This window comes from Propionispora hippei DSM 15287 (assembly GCF_900141835.1).
Classification (GTDB): domain Bacteria; phylum Bacillota; class Negativicutes; order Propionisporales; family Propionisporaceae; genus Propionispora; species Propionispora hippei.
In genome coordinates this window covers 1-17,317 of sequence record NZ_FQZD01000057.1, presented here as the reverse complement: position 1 = coordinate 17,317, position 17,317 = coordinate 1, and the positions used below count along the sequence as shown (strand labels likewise).

Here is a 17,317-nt window from a genome sequence, read left to right as displayed (position 1 = left end):
TTGTTCAGTTTTCAGAGAACACCGGACTGCGTTGCCGCAGTTCCTGTTGACCGCCGCCTTGCGACAGCTTTTATATACTATCACATCGGCTTTTGTCTGTCAACCTGTTTTTTTGTTTGCCGTGTTGTGACGACTTGTATAATATATCATAGACTTAAGTCATGAGGCAATGTACCCTATCCTGAGTATACCAGGTTGACAGGCAAACAACGAGCATATGCTCACGGTTTCTAGCATATGCTCGTTGTTTGGATTATATACGTGCATTATAAAATTTTCATACCCTAACCGGCAATGAACAGTTTAAATAGAATCAGCAGGATAACGCCCGGCAAGCCCAAGAAACCGGCAACCAGCGCCGTAATCGGATTAATCGCCAAAGTAAAACCCATATGGGCACCAACAAAGTTGACCGCCCATAACATGATGCCTCCCACCAGGCCATTATAAATCAGTCGAAAAATAAGCCGCAGCGGCATTAAAAACATTCGACCCAATAAATAAATCAATATAATGCCGAAGGCATAGGCAATGATTACGTTCATACTCCATTCCATTCCAAAAAGCGGTGGCATCATAATTCCCTCCTTTGCTTCCTTTATTGTAAATCAGATTTAACAGCCTGTCATGTATTTATTGGCACGATTTATGTGTATTTCCTCTTTCAGTCCTTCAAACCTGGCCTGTTTTAGCAAATAGGCATACTTTTTCTCTGAAGCTTTGATCATATATATGGCATATTCCAACAAATCAGGCTCGCTTACATTGTTATAATAGCTGTGCGCATATAGCCAGTCACACTTTGCTTGTTCAATGAGCTCCCACAGGTTGGGCACTGTGGCTGTGCGCTGCTCTTCTATCAACCATCCTGTCAACAGGCTCCGCCATGCCATCATCCTCATCCCTCCCCCGATACCTCTCTTCCACAATATAGTCGCAGCCAGTCCGTTTTATGACAAAAGAGTGCAGACTCCACTTGCACCGCACCGGTTAATAAAAAAACCAGAGCCAGGCTCTGATTTTTTTATCATTAATATACAAGTTTTGAGTCTTCCTCTATATGTCCGGGATAAGGGTAGTGAGTAATACCAGCCTGCCGGGCCTGTTTGAGTAAGTAAACATATTTTTTTTCCGCAGCTTGCATCATATATACAGCATGATCGACCAGGTCCTTATCGGTTACGGTATCGTAATAATATTGGGCCGACAGCCATTCCTGCCGGGCCTGTTCCACCATTTCCTTTAGGTCCGGCAGGGTCTTAGGCTGGCATTCTTCCGGAGTTAATAGGTTTTTCACAAGTTTTTGCCATGTCATCACCATAAATAAAACCTCCTCTTGCGGTTATTTTTTCCACAAGAGGAGGTTATTAAACATCCTTACATTTCACGCCGGTTTTCCAGCGCCTTGGATAAGGTAACCTCATCGGCGTATTCCAGGTCACCGCCCATCGGCAGTCCGTGGGCAATGCGCGTTACCTTGACCCCCAGCGGCTGAATCAGCCGGGCCAGGTACATAGCGGTAGCCTCGCCTTCTACATTGGGATTGGAGGCCATGATCACTTCTTTTACACTGCCGTCCTGCAAGCGGACCAAAAGCTCTTTAATCCGCAACTCCTCAGGCCCGATCCCTTCCAGTGGCGATAAGGAGCCATGCAATACATGGTATAAGCCCTTATATTCCCGTGTTCTTTCCATCGCCGCCACATCGCGGGGTTCCTCCATGACGCAGAGGACGGTCCGGTCCCGGTTCGGCGACTGACAAATAGCACAAGGGTTACAATCAGTTAAATTGAAACAGGTCTGGCAATAGCTGATTTTAGCCTTAGCCTCCAGAATGGCTTTAGACAACGCGGCGGCCTTGTCTTTATCCATTTCCAGTACATGATAGGCAAGCCGCACGGCAGACTTTGCTCCAATGCCAGGCAATGCCCGGAACTGCTCAATTAAATTGGCTAACGGTGCGATATATTGCATGGGAGCTTAAAACATTCCTGGCGGAAGATTCAAGCCTCCGGTCAGTTTGCCCATTTCCTGCGCCATCATATCGTCTACTTTTTTGATCGCCTCATTCACGGCGGCCGCAATCAGGTCTTCCAACATTTCGATATCTTCCGGGTCTACTGCACCGGGATCAATTTTTACCGATTGAATTTGCTTTTCGCCGGTAATAACGATTTTAACCGCACCACCGCCGGAAGAGACTTCCAAAACACGGCCCTTCAATTCCTCCTGCATTTTGGCCATATCGGCTTGCAATTTTTGTACTTTCTTCATCATTCCAGCCATATTCCCCATGTTTCCCATATTTCCAAACATATGTATTAAACCTCCTCATGATTTTCCTGCTTGATCACTTTGCCGCCAAACATTTTTAACGCCTGTTTTAACGCATGGTCCTCTTCCGGCTGCTTTGCCGCACTAGGGCCGGCAGGAGCGGCTGTTTTATCTGTTCCCGGCGCTTCGGCAGGTTTGGGCGGCGCCGTGTGGCCGAGCATGCATTTTAGCTGAACCGGATAACCTGAAATCTGCATAAATATCTTCTCTATAATAGCGCGGTAATCCTCTTTTTCCGTCCGTTCTTTCGGAAAGGCCGCTGTAAACTGAATGACAGCCTGTTTTTCATCGAATGCCACCAACTGGCCTTGCGCCACACAGGCATGTACCGAACGTTTACCGGCGGCCAGCAGTTCCCGTAAAACACCGTCCCAGACTTGATTCATATCTTTGGGTTTCTCGCCCGAAACCGCTGGGGTTGCCTTCGGCACGACCGGCGCCGGTCCGGCTTTAGCAGCGACGGGAGCGCTTGGCTCCGCATTGTTTGCCTGGTTGGGAGCAGCAGTTCTGGCTTCCCTGGCCGGAGCCGCAGTTTGGGGTATGCTTGGCCGAGCCGCCGGTGCACCTGAACTTTCCCAGTGGTTCAGCTTACTTTCCAGTGCTTCCAGGCGCATGAGCAGCGCATCCATACTGCCACTCCCCTGCCGGCGGCACATGGCCAGCAGCGCCACCTCGGCGGCAATCCGCGGCTCCGGCACCCGCCGGGCCTCGTTAGCGGCTTCATGCAGCATATGAATCATCGCCGACAGTTCTTCGTGACTGAACCGGGCACTCTGTTCAGCCAAAACAGCTTTATCACCTACATAAACATTTATATTTTCCAATTCGGGTGCCGCTTTGTACAGCATCAGTCCGCGGAAATGCTGAACCAGCTCTAATAGCACCTGTCGCACGTCTTTGCCCTGGCGGCATAGTTCATCCACCACCAGCAGTACATCTTTGGGCGCTTTATCTGCCAGACAACCGGTCAGACGCAAAATCCACTCGTGACCAATCAATCCTAACAGTTGGCGTACTTTAGCCGTATCAATCGCCGAATCGGACAAGGTGGCGCACTGATCGAGTATGCTGAGCGCGTCGCGCAGTCCGCCGTCAGCGTGCACGGCAATCAATCTGACAGCCTCCGGCTCAATGGTCAATCCGGTATGGACGGCAATTTCCCGGATACGGTCTTCGATTTCCTGATTGCTAATCCGCCTAAAATCATAACGCTGGCAGCGGGAATGGATGGTCGCCGGAATTTTATGCGCTTCCGTGGTCGCTAAAATAAAGACCACATGAGCCGGCGGTTCCTCCAGAGTTTTCAGCAGCGCATTGAAAGCTTCCGTGGTTAACATATGTACTTCATCAATGATATATACTTTGTAGCGGCCGTCTACCGGAGCAAATTTAATGGTTTCCCTAAGATCCCGAATTTCATCAATCCCCCGGTTGGATGCCGCGTCAATTTCAAAGACATCCATAGAGGTACCGGCTGTAATTTTAGTGCAATTGGCACATTGGTTGCAAGGTTCCGTGGTAGGCCCCTCCACGCAATTGAGTGCTTTGGCTAAAATCTTGGCTGTACTGGTTTTGCCGGTCCCCCGTGGGCCGGCAAATAAATAGGCATGGGAAATACGGCCCAACTGAATAGCATTTTTCAAAGTCTGTGAGACATGCTCCTGCCCCACAAGATTATTGAAATCCTGCGGCCGCCATTGACGATATAGTGCTACATACGACACGGCTGTCCCTCCCCCTGCATGATAATGGCCCAATGCCAAAAAGCAACCAGAAAATAGCTTCCCTGGCTGCTTTACATATTCTATATACCTGTTTTTAACGTCGGGCCACGGTAATAATCAGGCACCCTCGCGGCACATAAGAATGATCACTTACCGTTGCTCCCTTCCGGACCTGGCGGAGTTCATGAGTTCCTATTGCGCAAGACCCAACATTACCGCGGTCCGACCTTAAAAACAGAAGCCGCTAAGCGGCTAATTTGTATAATGGCGGAGCGAGAGAAATTCGAACCCTCAATACTCTTTCGAATATACACGCTTTCCAGGCGGTACCGAAGCGTCTACTCCAGAAAAACCACTTACAACCCTAGATTGTATCTAATGTTTTTGCCAATATTGGTACTAATGATGCACTTTTAGTCATTAACTAGGCGCATGCACTGTCCTCTGCTCTAAGATTATACTATACATAACTGAAGAGTGCAAGGGAGAAGTCGCGGTAAATTATAGAAGGAATGAACACAGCACTCGGAACCTGCGCCACTAACATAGTCCAGCTATATTTTCTTGCCTTATTTATCTACATAGTTTATGTCAAAAAGTTTATTGGTTATAAATAATACAACAACATCCGCTTCTTCAGTTGCTCCATGCTCAGCTAGGGATTTTTCAGGAAACCAAACAAAAGATCCCGGTCCATAACAACCATCATGTGTTTTTAAAGTTCCTTCTAAAACATATATGCCATGGGCGCAGTTATGGTAGTGCCATTTAGTTATGAATCCCCTAGGATAACATATTTTCTCAACCTTCATACCAGTTTCTTGGTCTTGAACCAATAAGTTTTTATACATCATTTTGCCCGCTGTTTTGCTATAATGTTCCTGCCACTGCATTGAATTTGTATCAATGACCTGCATAGATTTATCATTATAGTCGTTTTCCATTCTTACCAACCTCCTTCTCAATATCGTACTGCTGAATTCTAACAAAAAGTACTACTTCACACAATCACTATATGTGCTCATTCTTTTTTAACAGCCCAAATCCCTTTTCCTTTCAGAAAGGTTTTTATTCACTTCAACCACACTGTGAACTGCCCCCAATGTTAGACAGTATACACCTAATGATACTACCAATGATATGGCTAGTGATTTATGTGAACTGAAATCAGGCATGTACACAGGATAGCAAAAAAGCACTTACGTTCCTATAGTATCATAGGTCATAAGTGCTTGTTTTTCTTGATATGGCGGAGAGAGAGGGATTCGAACCCTCGGTACCGTTTCCAGTACACACGCTTTCCAGGCGTGCTCCTTCAACCACTCGGACATCTCTCCAGGTCTACCAAACGAAACAATCATGGAGTTGTAAAAACTGTAGGCCATGTATCGGCTACGCAAAATATAATATCATTTATGTCTGGTAGTTGTCAACAGAAGTTTGTACAAAATGTTGTGTCAATTAATGTAAGATAACGCATACAATATTCTAAAAGGAGGTTTCTTGATGCGAAATCCGGCCCTGGCGGAACAAGCCGCCAAATATTCTCTGACGGCCAATCGGGCCTTACAGTTTGGTGACTTTGCATCAATTTATACCATACTAATACTCCTGGACATTCTCGACAATCTGAACACCAATCCGGAAACCAACCTCAACAGCATTCTATCGGTATCAAGCGCGATTGCCTCGCAGGTCTCCAGCCTCCACACATTTTAATCGTTCGCTTTCGCCTGCTTTTTTAGTATGCCCGCCGCCGCACCTTATGATTCGGTCAGCAGCCCTGTATTCTGGAGTATGCTTTTCACCTGGGCTACTTTATTCATCGTATAGATATGAATCCCTTCAAACCGGGTTTTCTGCAAATCGGCAATCTGCTCGCAGGCATATTCGATGCCTGCCTTCTCCATGTCTTCCGCCGAATTCCGGTACCGGTCCAGTAGCTTCTGTAAAGCGGCCGGAATTTGCGCGCCGCACAAAGCAGTAATTCGCTCAATCTGGGCGGCATTCAGCACAGGCATGATGCCGATTGACATTGGGCACTGAATGCCCGCCCGCTCCATTTGTTCCCGGAAGTAGTAATAGCTGTCATTATCAAAAAACAACTGGGAAATCAGGAAATCCGCTCCTTGCTCCGCCTTGTATTTTAGGTATTCTATATTGCGCGCCATATCCCGGCACTCTATATGACCTTCCGGATAAGCTGCCGCCGCGATGCAGAAACGGCCAGTCTCTTTAATATGTTTCACTAGCTGGGCGGCATAACGATAGCCATTTTCCGGCTGAACAAAGGCAGTCTCACCCTGCGGCGGATCGCCCCGCAAAGCCAGAATGTTATCCACCTGGCAAGCGGCAAGTTTATCCAGGGTAGCCGTAATCTGTTCTCTTGTCAGTCCCACACAGGTTAGATGGGCCAAGACCTCAATGCCGTAATGGTTTTTTACCTTATCGGCAATCTCGATAGTCCTGGCCGAATTACTGCCGCCTGCCCCATAAGTCACACTAATAAAGGAAGGGTGTAATTCCTTAAGTCCCTCCAAGGTGGCGTAAACGCTCTCAAGCGGCAAGGTCGGCTTCGGCGGAAAAATCTCCAGGGAAACAACCGGTTTTCTTCGCTGATAAAACAAATCCCTAATATACACTCGTCCCACCCCTCTCCTGTCGGCTGCCGTCGCACAAGGTCAGCTAAGCAGCCATCTGCTCTGAAATCAAATTTTCTCACGGAGCCTTTCCTTTTTCAACGCTCCTCTATTACCGCCTTACATATGTTTGCTAGCTGCGCCTCCGCCGCCTCGCCTTGGGATAAAATCCCCGCAAATTAGCAAGATAAGCCCGTGTATCCCCGTAAATCTACCTTTACTGTTTCATGTCCTCATCCCTGTACTGACTGTCGAAGCTTACATAAAAAGTCGTTCCACCGGGACCGGTGGCCACATCGATTTTGGCATGATGCCGTTCGGCAATGCCATAACAAACGCCAAGGCCAAGGCCGGTGCCATTTTCCTTGGTCGTAAGAAACGGTGTCCCCAGCCGATCCAATATCTCCGGCGGAATTCCCGTTCCCTGGTCGGTAATTTCCAGCACCACCACACGCCCCCGTGAGTATGTCCTGATGGTTGCCAAGCCACCGGCAGCCATCGCTTCCAGACCATTTCGCACCAGGTTGAGAATAAGCTGGCGAATTTCCTTCGGATTTAATAGAAGTTCACCAGTCTCGCGCAAATCTACCTCCAGGTTTTTCCCCTGCTCCAGGGCATCGGCCTGCAGTAAAGGCAAAATGGCCTCAATAACCTGATTCAGTTTACATGCTTCCAACTTGTGTACCTTGGTGTCACTAATCGACAAGAATTCCTTAATAATGGTATTGGCCCGGTCAAGTTCTTCTATCATGAGATCAAAATACTCTTTGTCCTTAGCATATTGAGGTCTCCGGCCAATCATCTGCAAAAAGCCCCTGACCGTGGTCATCGGGTTGCGAACCTCATGGCTGATGCCGGCCGCCATTTGTCCAATTGTCTGCAAACGGTCCATCTGCACTATGTCCCGTTCCATCTTTTTCTGTTGTGTAATATCCCTGATCGTTGCCGAAAGACCTGCCAGATCACCGTTATTTTCCCAGATATGAGAAACGGTAATTGACACATCCACCGCCAAGCCATTCTTCCGTTGTAATATGCATTGATAATTTTGCACCTTTTCTTCGACCTTTACCGTCCCAATCACTTCTTTGGTCTTTTGCCCGCAATCGGTTACACAAAACATAGACAAGCGCTTTCCCATCGCTTCAGCCGCGCTGTAACCCAGAAGGTTCTCCGCTTCCCGGTTCCAGCTTTGAATCGTTCCATCCGGCGCCAGTCCGACAATCCCGTCACAGAAGTATTCTACTATGGATGCCATGGTTAGCAGCTTCTGATTGATCGTCTTTTGTTCCGTAATGTCCCTGGCTACCAAATAGATCAGACCATGTTCCTTACTGGGCATTGCATTCCAGGCCAGCCAGCGGTATTCACCGTTTTTCGCCTGGCAGCGGTTCTCGTATTGCAGACAGGGTTCTCCGGCAAGCACGCGACTCCATGCCTCAAGTACACCCTCCATATCCCGGGGATGAATCTTCTCAATAATTCCCGGCGCTGTCAAGTCGGCCAAACAATAGCCTAACTGTTTGGTTACGGCCGGATTAATTCTTTTAAAAGAGCCGTCGAAACCCCGGACAAATATCATATCTACCGACAAATCCACAAATAATGCCAATTCTTCATGTGCTTTCATTCCTTGCAGGCACTCGTCATTTAATTTTCCCCTCAAATGCACGATGGTGTCAAAAACCGGCAGCAGTTCGGGAAAGGAGGCAAACGATTGCCGGTCAAAATCCTGGTTCCGGATCTGATTAGCCAAATTTCGCAGGCCGGTCTGCAGCTTCCGGAAGGCCATCCGCAGGGTGAGAAGAATGATCGACCAAAGCAGCAACGCTACCCCTATAACCTTGACAATGGCCGCCAGCATAGCCGGGTTCAGGTCCTCGGTTTTGGAGCAGACCCATACGTGTCCGATGTAGTGTCCCTGGTAAGAAATCGGATAAATCACTTTGTTGACCGGTTTGCCGTTAAAAAAAAGCGTCCGTTTAAACTTACTGAACTGAGCCTTTCCCGATACATAGGCACTGGAAAAATATGTTTCGTCTCCCTGCTGAAGTTTGCCATCGTCAAAATCAGGCCCAATCGCAACAATACGGTCAATTCCCCTGGCGTAAATGCCCATACCAAAACCAGGATGCCTCTCTATTTGAACCTGGAGAATAGGCTGCAACCAGTCATTGATCACCGTCGCCCTTTTCTCCGGCGCAACCGGTAGTGCTTCGGCTTCTTTTATCTTATTGTCAAACTGAGATTTTGGTATTTGCAGGGCTAACTCTACCGCTGCCTGAAACAACCTAAATTCCTGTTCGTGGACAATTCGATCCTGCTCTCTTACTATATAGTAAGTTCCGACAATAATTGTCGCTATAGTCATTAGAATAGTAATAACAACATATGTTTGTTGTGCAACCCCTTGCCGGATTGACGCCATAGGATACCCCTTCTCTTCTGATTACCAGTTTTCCACAATAATTATTATACGACAGAAAAAAGGCTGCTCCTCCACAAATTATCTTCAACCATCTCCTAAAAGCTTATTTTTCTGTATATTCTTATTCATTAGTCTTAACTGGCTTTTAGTGACATAAAAAATCCCGCTTGGGCATGTACGCCAAAGCAGGACTTTTTTTACCAATGCGGCTTCATTATTCTTTTTCCCCAACTGGCCGAAGAATTTAAGCCCAGATATTCATCCAGACTGTACTTACCAGGCCCAATAAAAAGAGCGGCCAAAAAGCTAAATCCATCCTCCAGGGACTGAGATGATTTTAGCAGGCCCTTATCTGTCAGCATCTGGCTGAGAAAGGCAATACTTAAGTTACTGATCAGCAGCAGACAAGCCGGACGGTAAAACAAACCGGCAGCAATCAAGAAACCCCCGACAAATTCGGCAAAGGCACTACCAAATCCCCAAAATACCGGCGCAAAGGTAATACCAAAGACCGCCATCGTTTGCCCCAGTTCAGTCCATTTTTCCACACCGCCGGCAATCTTCGGAAAACCATGCCACATGAACATGCCGCCAAGCCCAAGGCGAAACAGCAGCAGTCCAATGTTTCTATAGGAATACAGCCCCTGGCTGAACCACACATACAATTCCCGCATAGTCTTGCATCCTCCTCACTTACTGCAATATATTCTGTTAAATTCCTCAACCAAAAGCCAAAATCCTGCCCATCACCTATTCCTGATTATGGTATTCCACTTTACCCTGAGGCGACTTATATACACACTGTCACTTCCCTCTAAAACAAAGAAGGATTAGCCTTAACCAATCTGTTCACATCCCACCCTGTCTTATCGCTCGGACACATATTGGCCAGCCTGCGTGACTGCCCGCGGCAAAAGTTCTAAAGCGGTTTTGACCCGGGCCACTACCTCCGGCCAATCACCCGGTTCACGTTGGCGAAACAGTTTGACCGAAGGATACCACGGACTATCTTCCCGCGCCAACAGCCACCGCCAGTCGGCGTCAAAAGCTAACAGAAGCCATGTCTCTTTCCCCAACGATCCGGCCAAATGGGCCACCGAGGTATCAACCGTTATCACCAAGTCAAGTTGCTCCACCAGCCTCGCCGTATCCAGGAAATTGCCCTGCCGATCAGCAACATCCAACACAGGGCAGCAAATTTCCGCCAGATCGCTCGCCCGCGGGCCAACCTGCAGGCTTACCCAATTAATGCCCTGCACCGCCAGCAGGGGAGACAAGAGTGAAAAAGAGATGGATCGGTTATCATCATTTTTATGCTTGGGATTGCCGGCCCAAACCAACCCAACCTTATATCCGCAGCCAGCCATTGTTCCCAGCAGTTCCCGCCAAGCTGATGCTGCCACCCCGCTAGAGTGTAAAACATATGGCCGTGCCGGCGGAATACTTTCCAGGCAGGTTTCCAGAATGACCGGCAGACTCATTAAAGAACAAACATAATCATAGCTTTCCGCCGGCGCCACCGCATCTGAATGAATGACTAACCCCGGATAAGTGTTTTCCAGTAAAGCAGCCAGCGGCGGCTGCACCCACAGATCCACTTTAGCCTTCAGTGCCTCTATGCAGGCGACATACCGGACAAACTGGAGGGTATCGCCAAAACCATACTCCCAGTACAATAAAATCCTCCGCCCTGCTAGGGCTTCTCCCTGCCAGTGGGGTGCCGAGAAATAACGGCTGCCATATCTCCGGCGCCGCGACTGTTCATATAAACCCCACCCTTTAGTGAATTGACCCTGTTGCAGATATAAGCTGGCCAGTGAATAGCCAGCCTCCATATAACCGGGGCGCAAGGCAACCGCCCGCTGAAGATAGGGAATCGCTTCTTCCAGGCGCTGAAGCACTTTCAAAAACCGTCCCAGATTATATTGTGCTTCCGGATAATTAGGTCTTAGCTCAACAGCACGACGGTAGGCGGCCTCCGCCTCAACCAGACAATATTGTTCCTCTAATACGGTGCCCAGGTTATTGTAAACAGCAGCTTGCTCAGGATCAAGCGCAATGGACCGGCGAAAACAGGCTGCCGCCTGTTCCCGGTCGCCCGCATCCATCCATAATAAGCCAAGATTGTTATAGGCATAGGAATTGTCCGGGTCAAGCTCCAAAACGCGATAAAAGCAGGCTGCCGCCTCCTGTGACCTGTCCGTATCCTTTAAAACCAATCCTAAATTATTATACGCCGGTACGTATTTGCTATCCAGCTTTATAGCCAGGCAAAAGGCCGTCACTGCGTCTTCCCGGTCACCCCTTTTGAGCAGCTCAATGCCTAAATCCAGGTAGTTTTTCGGTGTCATACCTATTTCCTCCGCGGCAACACAAGACTCTGGCTACTATTATACTCTTCAACCAGCCATTAGACGAGCAGTTTATGCCGTTATAGGGCGTGTTCTCAAACCAGGGTTTTCTCCTCTTTTGCCGAATACAATAGTGAGGTGATATCATGCAAAAGAATCTTAAAAAATATGGAGTATCGGCTTGTTTAATTGTCTTTGTCTTCGCTGCCGGTTTTATCGCCGGCTGCAACAAACAGCAACTCGCCAATGTTTCCGGTAAAGCAGCCGAACACGCGAAAGTAGTCATACCAGCGGCCTTCGCCGGCGTACATACCGTTCCCTCGGTTGGCAGTACGGAAGTTGCCTTCTCACCCGAAGGCGGCATTACCCCGATGATTGTGAAAGAACTTGGCCAAGCAAAAAAGAGCATTCAGGTCCAGGCCTACAGCTTTACCTCGCAGGAAATTATCCAGGCACTCATTGACGCGAAAAAGCGCGGCGTAGACGTAAAAATTATCATTGATAAGAGCAATGTAAGCGATGACGACAAAGAAAGCTCCCGCAGCAAAAAAGAAAAAGAATTGCTGGATTCCATCGTTGCTAACGGCATTGGTCTGAAGATTGATTCGGATTTTCAGATTGCCCACAGCAAAATAATGATTATCGACGGCGTCGATGTCATTACCGGCAGCTTTAACTTCACCCATTCGGCCGAGCACAACAACGCGGAAAACTGCCTGGTCATCCACGGTAACAAAGACCTGGCTGTCCTGTACACGCAAAACTGGCAATGGCGCTGGAGTGAAACCGAAAACTATAAGAAGTCTTAAACGTTTGAGAGGCAAAACGCTTTCGATAGCGGACCCGCTGCCTCTGTTTATAGTATATTCTCCGCAGCACCCAGTTAACTATAAGCACGTCCCAAAAGGCCTGTGTACGACACGGCATTATGCCATCGTCTCAGGTCTCCTTTATTTTTCGATGCTATGAAAAGCCGGACTCCCTGAAAATTCGCCAAATAAAGTTGCCGATTTCAAATAATTGTTACACCAGCGCCAGCACTTCACCATATATATAAGTCATAGAAAAATACTGCTGCGTCCTCTTCCTAGGGCGTGTTTGCAAACTAACGGAATGATCCATGTCGAGTGATTTGCGCCAGACAAATTAATTTTTTGCAACAATAGTGGCCCCTATTTCAAAAAGATTAAGGAAGTATGGCACAAAAAGCGCCGTCAGGGAGCGTTTGGGATAGCTTGCAAACACGCCCTAGTGTTTTTATGGCCTGTAATATTATCATAGCGAGGAAAGAAGGAATATTAATGGCCTCTTTAGTTCCTCTATTGCTTGGCAGCCAGGATGGTCGTGACCGGGTTGAAGTTTTCCTATATAACAACCTTAGTACAATCATATCGCCCCATCCCGAAGTACTCCTCACACCAAGCGTTCGGGCTAGTCTTATTGATATGATCAACGGGCTTCCGGGAGGTTATGGGTTTCCGCCTGATCTGCAGGAAATCTTGAATGTATTTGTGCTTGAAAATATCAACCAGGTCAGTGTAAGTGCACGATTATTGGAAATGACTGCCCCAACCTGATGTGCCAAGTGTAATAGTGGATTTTGTTAATCGCGCTATCTGCAGCCCTATTCGATTCTGTTTGAGATGACTTTGTACCAAATATTGCACCAAGTTAACAATAATGTTTTATTTTAAGCAAAAATAAAACCGCCGGCAACATTGCCAGCGGTAATTTTAGTAGTTTATGGCGGAGAGGGTGGGATTCGAACCCACGGTCCCTTTGACAGGACACTTGATTTCGAGTCAAGCACCTTCGACCACTCGGACACCTCTCCAGTTATGCTGTTACTGCTTCCGGCGCTCCCGAAAGAAGTCTTTCATCAGCGCGGAACATTCCTGCGCCCGCACACCTGCCGTTACTTCCAGCCGGTGATTTAGCGCATCATGCTGTACGACATTAAAGATGGATTCAACGGCTCCGGCCTTATAATCCGAACTTCCGTATACCAGCCGGTCAACACGGCTCATCACCAGCGCTCCGGCGCACATCGGACACGGTTCTATAGTAACATAAATCGTTGCTCCCGTCAAACGCCACCTGCCAAGCCTCTGACAGGCTTCCCGGATAACAATAACTTCGGCATGGGCGGTGGCATCATTCCAGGTTTCGCGCATATTATGCGCCCTGGCAATCACTTCACCACCAACCACCAGCACAGCGCCAATCGGGATCTCCCCCAACGAGTACGCCTGGCAGGCCTCAAGCAAGGCCAGTCCCATATAGTAGTTATCATCCATCATCCAATTCACCACGCTCGTTGGCTTAGGCTGTAAAGCAGCGTCGATTTCAAGCCGATCCTGTAATAGTATAGCGTATCCTGTTCTTTGATTCAACTCTAATTTTCAGGAAATTATTACAAGTTGATTCAGACTTTGAATTTACTGATAATCTGATTCAACTCAACCGCCATTTTGGCCAAATCCTCGGCGCTTGCCGAAACACCCTGCAGCTTGAAGTTTTGTTGGGTTGCGGCACTGGCTACCGTCTCGGTGCCGGCACTGGTTTCCTCGGCCACCGCACTGACACTCTGCACATTAGCGACAATGGATTGCATTCCATGCGCCGTTTCCTCAACAGCATTGGCAATCTGCGCTATGCCCGATTGAGCGGCCTCCAATTTGTTCACAATGGTCGTAAAACCCTCTGCCGCATCGGCTGCGGCAATCTTGCCTGTCGCCACTTCCTCATTGGCCCGTTTGACCAGGTTAACCGAATGAGAAACATCGCCGGTCATCTTTTTAATGATTTCTCCAATATGCCGCGTTGCTTCCGCACTCTGTTCGGCCAGTTTCCTGACTTCTTCGGCCACTACCGCAAAGCCTTTACCGGCCTCACCGGCGCGGGCGGCTTCAATCGCTGCGTTCAAAGCAAGCAAGTTAGTCTGTCCGGCAATACTGCCGATAACGGTGATAATTTCCTGTATCCGGGCTGAGCCCTCTGCCAAGAAACTGGATACGGTGGTAATTTCCTGCATAGCCTTCCCAATTGTTTCGTTCTGCGTCACAACTTTTCCGATTAAGTTCATCCCTGCCTTCGCGTCCTCTACCGCGTTGCCCGTGGTACGGTTGACTTCTGCCGCGCTGGCACTCATTTCTTCGGCTCCGGCAGTTACTTCCTCAACAACTGCGGATATCTCGGTAATGCTGCTGGTATTTTGACTGGACCCGGTTGAAATCTCATTGATTGTACGGGATATGACTTCCGAGTTTTGCAGCTGCTCTTCTACCGCCGCCGTCAACTCCTCACTGGAAGCAGCCAGAACATCGGCATCTTGTCTGACCTTGCCGACGATTTCCCGCAAGGCGCCTTTCATGGTAATAACGGCATTAGCCATATCACCGATCTCATCATTGCGTACAGCTTTCCGATCCTGGGTACTCAAGTCCAGCAGGCTTACGGCTTTGACCTCATTCCCCAGATTGTGGAGTCTTCTGGCAAGAGACCGGCTGTACCAGATGATCAGTGCAACCAACAGAAGAATGCCAAGTATGCTGAACCCAATGACCAGCTTAAACACGACAGCCTGCCGTTCATTCTGTTCCTGAACCCGCTCATGCAGCACGATGTCCTGCGCTTTGGACACCGCTTCAAACTGGGAATCAATAACCGCTGTTTTTTGCTTGGCCGAATCCAGCAGTGCCGTAAAGGAAGGATCGTTGCGCTTTTTGGCGTTAATGACTGCGTTAATTTCTTCTACATAGGACGTAAGCATAGCCGCCAGCTTTTCGCCCTCCCGTTTGGTGTTCGTCGCAGTAGCTGCCGCCGCAAACTCTTTTACCTGCTTTACACTCTTGCCAAACTCATCCATTGCGGTAACGGCCAGTGTCTCGTCGTTATAGCCCAGAAAGCCCCGCAACCCACTCAGCCCGGCGTGAAAATCCGACTTCGATTTCTGCAAGTTTATAGTTCGTTCCACCGTACCGGACAGCATGTCCTTGTAGTTGTCCGTAGCCGCTTCAAACTGATACATAATACCGCTTACCAGTGCGACTAACAGTGCAATGGCCAGACTAAATATTCCGATTAACTGCATTCTTATTGTGATCCGTTTCATCTTTTCCATCCTCCGTCTCTATATTATTAGTCATAACAGTTCCAACATTGTTAAATTATTATAGAAGTTCATTATGTATCATAGAAGATCAATTGACCGCAGCGCCCACTTGCGTACGGTACTTTCTGTTATTCGCTGATGCGCCAGATGCGAAAGATTCCAGCCGGTTCCTGCAATGGCTCGGTTCCCTTTAAATCGTCTACTTTAATAACCTCATCCACCAGTAGTGCCACTTGCAGTCCGTGAGAATTCAGCAGCAAAGCCTGCTGGCTATTAGAGTCAGTAAGTTCCGTCTGTATTTTCATCACCGGGATGCAATTTGACCGTAAAGCCTGGACATCCTGCACCTGGCTTGTCATTCCACCAACGGCGGCGCTAATCGTTCCATATTGCTGATTGCCTAAGCGAAATACTACAATCCGGTTGTTGCTCATGCCAGGTTTCCTCCTTTGTTGGAAATCGACTTGTTTCAAAGCAAGGACTTGTCTTGCTATTATATTACTCCGATAAACTGTTCGCATCATGTAGCATAAGATATAAATAATAATAATTATTTATTAAATATAAAAATCTATAAATAACAAGCATCGTCGACAATTTTCGTCAAATATGGCAAACCTATAAAAAGGTAGAGGAAAAATTGCTTTTTTGTCAAATAGTAGGGTTAGAGTAAAATAGTGAGCAATACCGGAAAAGGTCATGGAGTGAGGAATTACAATGAATCAGACAACTAATGGACGAATCCTGATCGTTGATGATGACGAGGCCTATCTGGCTTCATTACGGCGGATTATGCGCGGTCATTTCGATGTAGTAACCACCAAAGATCCTGTTCAGGCTTTAAAGATCTTTGAGTTTCAAGGCCCCTTTGCCGTCGTTATTTCTGATTACCGCATGCCTTTTATGAATGGCATTGAGCTTTTTTCCCGCATTCAAAACCTGGACAAACAGGTCCAGCGAATTATGCTGACCGGACACGCCGAGCTGCAAATGGCTATTGACGCGATAAATCACGGCAAGATCAACGCCTTTTTAACCAAGCCGATCCCGGCTACATCCATCCGCTCCATTGTCATTGATTCCATTCAAGCCTATAATCAAAGCCAAGGCAGTCATTCCCGGCTGACCAGCATCAGTGATAATCCGGCTGCCTATCGCTTGCCCAAAAGCACCGATAGAGAATTATGCGTCCCGCTGACAGTAAAAGAAAAGGAAGTACTCGCTTTGCTGGCCAAGGGATTCTCCAATGACGAAATATCGGCGGAACTGCATATCACGGTTGGCACCGTTAAAAGTCATATGAATAATTTATTTGGCAAACTGGAAGTAAATAGCCGTTCCAAGGTGGTCGCCAAAGGGTTGGAACTGGGTTTGATTAAGACCTGACAGCCGAAGTGTCCCGTAAATAAAGCAAGAAGCACCCCTACAGGGTGCTTCAGGCTGTTGAAGAACCCCATGGTTTGGGAAAGATCTAAGCCATGGGGGTTTCTATTAGACAAAACAAAAGGAAAACCATCACTAAGTAGACTCAAAAAGAAAAGATTGCCGATACCTACGCCAGTCTGGCGAGGTGATTGGCAATCTTTTTCATGTTTTGACAAGCAGCCGTTAGTAACGCCTGCTCTTGTACATGCTCTCTACCCCTAAACCGGCAATAGCGAAGTCCGTGCAGTTGCTTAGCGTCTGCAAAACTCCGCTCAATGGTTTGACTTCTCTTCCTATATAGC

Annotated in this window: 19 protein-coding genes, 2 tRNA genes and 1 other RNA gene; 4 read left to right on the top strand and 18 right to left on the bottom strand. The window is 47.9% G+C overall.

What is annotated here, in order from left to right:
* Positions 1 to 284 precede the first annotated feature (284 nt).
* The 9 genes from F3H20_RS18840 to F3H20_RS18800 form a co-directional block, all read right to left on the bottom strand.
* Positions 285 to 578 (bottom strand): pro-sigmaK processing inhibitor BofA family protein, encoded by a 294-nt coding sequence (locus F3H20_RS18840; RefSeq protein WP_223191859.1) that lies wholly within the window; start codon positions 576 to 578, stop codon positions 285 to 287.
* A gap of 36 nt (positions 579 to 614) precedes the next feature.
* Positions 615 to 896 carry a DUF2508 family protein gene (locus F3H20_RS18835; protein ID WP_188128416.1) on the bottom strand — a complete coding sequence of 94 codons (282 nt, stop codon included), beginning with the start codon at positions 894 to 896 and terminating at the stop codon, positions 615 to 617.
* Positions 897 to 1,030: 134 nt separating this feature from the next.
* Entirely contained in the window at positions 1,031 to 1,321 is a 291-nt protein-coding gene (locus F3H20_RS18830; protein ID WP_149736394.1) for a DUF2508 family protein, read from the bottom strand.
* A gap of 56 nt (positions 1,322 to 1,377) precedes the next feature.
* The gene (recR, locus tag F3H20_RS18825) at positions 1,378 to 1,974 is read right to left on the bottom strand and encodes a recombination mediator RecR (RefSeq protein WP_149736393.1); all 597 of its coding nucleotides are present in this window, start codon (positions 1,972 to 1,974) and stop codon (positions 1,378 to 1,380) included.
* Between the two features lie 6 nt (positions 1,975 to 1,980).
* A complete protein-coding gene (locus tag F3H20_RS18820) occupies positions 1,981 to 2,316 on the bottom strand; it encodes a YbaB/EbfC family nucleoid-associated protein (RefSeq protein ID WP_091752239.1) in 336 nt (111 codons plus the stop codon).
* Positions 2,317 to 2,321: 5 nt separating this feature from the next.
* A complete protein-coding gene (dnaX, locus tag F3H20_RS18815; protein ID WP_149736392.1) occupies positions 2,322 to 4,058 on the bottom strand; it encodes a DNA polymerase III subunit gamma/tau in 1,737 nt (578 codons plus the stop codon).
* Between the two features lie 112 nt (positions 4,059 to 4,170).
* Positions 4,171 to 4,270, bottom strand: an RNA gene (ffs, locus tag F3H20_RS18810) — signal recognition particle sRNA small type.
* A 357-nt stretch (positions 4,271 to 4,627) separates the two neighbouring features.
* Positions 4,628 to 5,002 carry a cupin domain-containing protein gene (locus F3H20_RS18805; protein WP_218140748.1) on the bottom strand — a complete coding sequence of 125 codons (375 nt, stop codon included), beginning with the start codon at positions 5,000 to 5,002 and terminating at the stop codon, positions 4,628 to 4,630.
* A gap of 303 nt (positions 5,003 to 5,305) precedes the next feature.
* Positions 5,306 to 5,395, bottom strand: a tRNA-Ser gene (locus tag F3H20_RS18800).
* Between the two features lie 169 nt (positions 5,396 to 5,564).
* Between F3H20_RS18800 and F3H20_RS18795 the strand changes: the two genes are divergently transcribed.
* Positions 5,565 to 5,777: a hypothetical protein gene (locus F3H20_RS18795; RefSeq protein WP_149736390.1), complete on the top strand. Its 213-nt coding sequence runs from the start codon at positions 5,565 to 5,567 to the stop codon at positions 5,775 to 5,777.
* A 44-nt stretch (positions 5,778 to 5,821) separates the two neighbouring features.
* Here F3H20_RS18795 and metF read toward each other — a convergent pair whose 3' ends face one another.
* The 4 genes from metF to F3H20_RS18775 all read right to left on the bottom strand — a co-directional run bounded on the left by metF (position 5,822) and on the right by F3H20_RS18775 (position 11,476).
* A complete protein-coding gene (gene metF, locus F3H20_RS18790; RefSeq protein ID WP_149736389.1) occupies positions 5,822 to 6,700 on the bottom strand; it encodes a methylenetetrahydrofolate reductase [NAD(P)H] in 879 nt (292 codons plus the stop codon).
* A gap of 214 nt (positions 6,701 to 6,914) precedes the next feature.
* Positions 6,915 to 9,125, bottom strand: coding sequence for a PAS domain S-box protein (locus F3H20_RS18785; protein ID WP_149736388.1), 2,211 nt, complete (start codon positions 9,123 to 9,125; stop codon positions 6,915 to 6,917).
* A gap of 197 nt (positions 9,126 to 9,322) precedes the next feature.
* Positions 9,323 to 9,799, bottom strand: a complete 477-nt coding sequence (locus F3H20_RS18780; protein WP_149736386.1) for a DoxX family protein — start codon at positions 9,797 to 9,799, stop codon at positions 9,323 to 9,325.
* A gap of 192 nt (positions 9,800 to 9,991) precedes the next feature.
* On the bottom strand, positions 9,992 to 11,476 hold the full coding sequence (locus F3H20_RS18775) for a tetratricopeptide repeat protein (protein ID WP_149736384.1): 1,485 nt from the start codon (positions 11,474 to 11,476) through the stop codon (positions 9,992 to 9,994).
* A gap of 146 nt (positions 11,477 to 11,622) precedes the next feature.
* On the opposite strand from F3H20_RS18775, the gene F3H20_RS18770 reads away from it, so the two are divergent.
* Both F3H20_RS18770 and F3H20_RS18765 read left to right on the top strand, forming a co-directional pair.
* Entirely contained in the window at positions 11,623 to 12,285 is a 663-nt protein-coding gene (locus tag F3H20_RS18770; protein ID WP_149736382.1) for a phospholipase D family nuclease, read from the top strand.
* Between the two features lie 387 nt (positions 12,286 to 12,672).
* Positions 12,673 to 13,053 (top strand): hypothetical protein, encoded by a 381-nt coding sequence (locus F3H20_RS18765; protein ID WP_149736380.1) that lies wholly within the window; start codon positions 12,673 to 12,675, stop codon positions 13,051 to 13,053.
* A gap of 167 nt (positions 13,054 to 13,220) precedes the next feature.
* Here F3H20_RS18765 and F3H20_RS18760 read toward each other — a convergent pair.
* From F3H20_RS18760 to F3H20_RS18745, 4 genes are all read right to left on the bottom strand, one after another.
* Positions 13,221 to 13,310, bottom strand: a tRNA-Ser gene (locus tag F3H20_RS18760).
* A 10-nt stretch (positions 13,311 to 13,320) separates the two neighbouring features.
* The gene (tadA, locus tag F3H20_RS18755; protein WP_149736379.1) at positions 13,321 to 13,776 is read right to left on the bottom strand and encodes a tRNA adenosine(34) deaminase TadA; all 456 of its coding nucleotides are present in this window, start codon (positions 13,774 to 13,776) and stop codon (positions 13,321 to 13,323) included.
* Between the two features lie 125 nt (positions 13,777 to 13,901).
* Positions 13,902 to 15,590, bottom strand: coding sequence for a methyl-accepting chemotaxis protein (locus tag F3H20_RS18750; RefSeq protein ID WP_149736377.1), 1,689 nt, complete (start codon positions 15,588 to 15,590; stop codon positions 13,902 to 13,904).
* 128 nt (positions 15,591 to 15,718) lie between these two features.
* On the bottom strand, positions 15,719 to 16,024 hold the full coding sequence (locus F3H20_RS18745) for a CheW domain-containing protein (RefSeq protein ID WP_149736376.1): 306 nt from the start codon (positions 16,022 to 16,024) through the stop codon (positions 15,719 to 15,721).
* 283 nt (positions 16,025 to 16,307) lie between these two features.
* Here F3H20_RS18745 and F3H20_RS18740 point away from each other — a divergent pair, with 283 nt between their 5' ends.
* The gene (locus F3H20_RS18740; RefSeq protein WP_149736375.1) at positions 16,308 to 16,976 is read left to right on the top strand and encodes a response regulator transcription factor; all 669 of its coding nucleotides are present in this window, start codon (positions 16,308 to 16,310) and stop codon (positions 16,974 to 16,976) included.
* Between the two features lie 166 nt (positions 16,977 to 17,142).
* Here the strand turns inward: F3H20_RS18740 and F3H20_RS18735 are convergent.
* On the bottom strand, positions 17,143 to 17,317 hold a 175-nt coding region (locus F3H20_RS18735), incomplete at its 5' end, for a transposase (RefSeq protein ID WP_149736373.1).

Excerpts from the sequence above, each read along its gene's own strand:
- F3H20_RS18840 (WP_223191859.1), bottom strand. The coding sequence starts at position 578 with ATGATGCCACCGCTTTTTGGAATGGAATGGAGTATGAACGTAATCATT.
- F3H20_RS18835 (WP_188128416.1), bottom strand. The coding sequence starts at position 896 with ATGATGGCATGGCGGAGCCTGTTGACAGGATGGTTGATAGAAGAGCAG.
- F3H20_RS18830 (WP_149736394.1), bottom strand. The coding sequence starts at position 1,321 with ATGGTGATGACATGGCAAAAACTTGTGAAAAACCTATTAACTCCGGAA.
- recR (WP_149736393.1), bottom strand. The coding sequence starts at position 1,974 with ATGCAATATATCGCACCGTTAGCCAATTTAATTGAGCAGTTCCGGGCA.
- F3H20_RS18820 (WP_091752239.1), bottom strand. The coding sequence starts at position 2,316 with ATGTTTGGAAATATGGGAAACATGGGGAATATGGCTGGAATGATGAAG.
- F3H20_RS18805 (WP_218140748.1), bottom strand. The coding sequence starts at position 5,002 with ATGGAAAACGACTATAATGATAAATCTATGCAGGTCATTGATACAAAT.
- F3H20_RS18795 (WP_149736390.1), top strand. The coding sequence starts at position 5,565 with ATGCGAAATCCGGCCCTGGCGGAACAAGCCGCCAAATATTCTCTGACG.
- F3H20_RS18785 (WP_149736388.1), bottom strand. The coding sequence starts at position 9,125 with ATGGCGTCAATCCGGCAAGGGGTTGCACAACAAACATATGTTGTTATT.
- F3H20_RS18780 (WP_149736386.1), bottom strand. The coding sequence starts at position 9,799 with ATGCGGGAATTGTATGTGTGGTTCAGCCAGGGGCTGTATTCCTATAGA.
- F3H20_RS18775 (WP_149736384.1), bottom strand. The coding sequence starts at position 11,476 with ATGACACCGAAAAACTACCTGGATTTAGGCATTGAGCTGCTCAAAAGG.
- F3H20_RS18770 (WP_149736382.1), top strand. The coding sequence starts at position 11,623 with ATGCAAAAGAATCTTAAAAAATATGGAGTATCGGCTTGTTTAATTGTC.
- F3H20_RS18765 (WP_149736380.1), top strand. The coding sequence starts at position 12,673 with ATGGCACAAAAAGCGCCGTCAGGGAGCGTTTGGGATAGCTTGCAAACA.
- tadA (WP_149736379.1), bottom strand. The coding sequence starts at position 13,776 with ATGATGGATGATAACTACTATATGGGACTGGCCTTGCTTGAGGCCTGC.
- F3H20_RS18750 (WP_149736377.1), bottom strand. The coding sequence starts at position 15,590 with ATGAAACGGATCACAATAAGAATGCAGTTAATCGGAATATTTAGTCTG.
- F3H20_RS18745 (WP_149736376.1), bottom strand. The coding sequence starts at position 16,024 with ATGAGCAACAACCGGATTGTAGTATTTCGCTTAGGCAATCAGCAATAT.
- F3H20_RS18740 (WP_149736375.1), top strand. The coding sequence starts at position 16,308 with ATGAATCAGACAACTAATGGACGAATCCTGATCGTTGATGATGACGAG.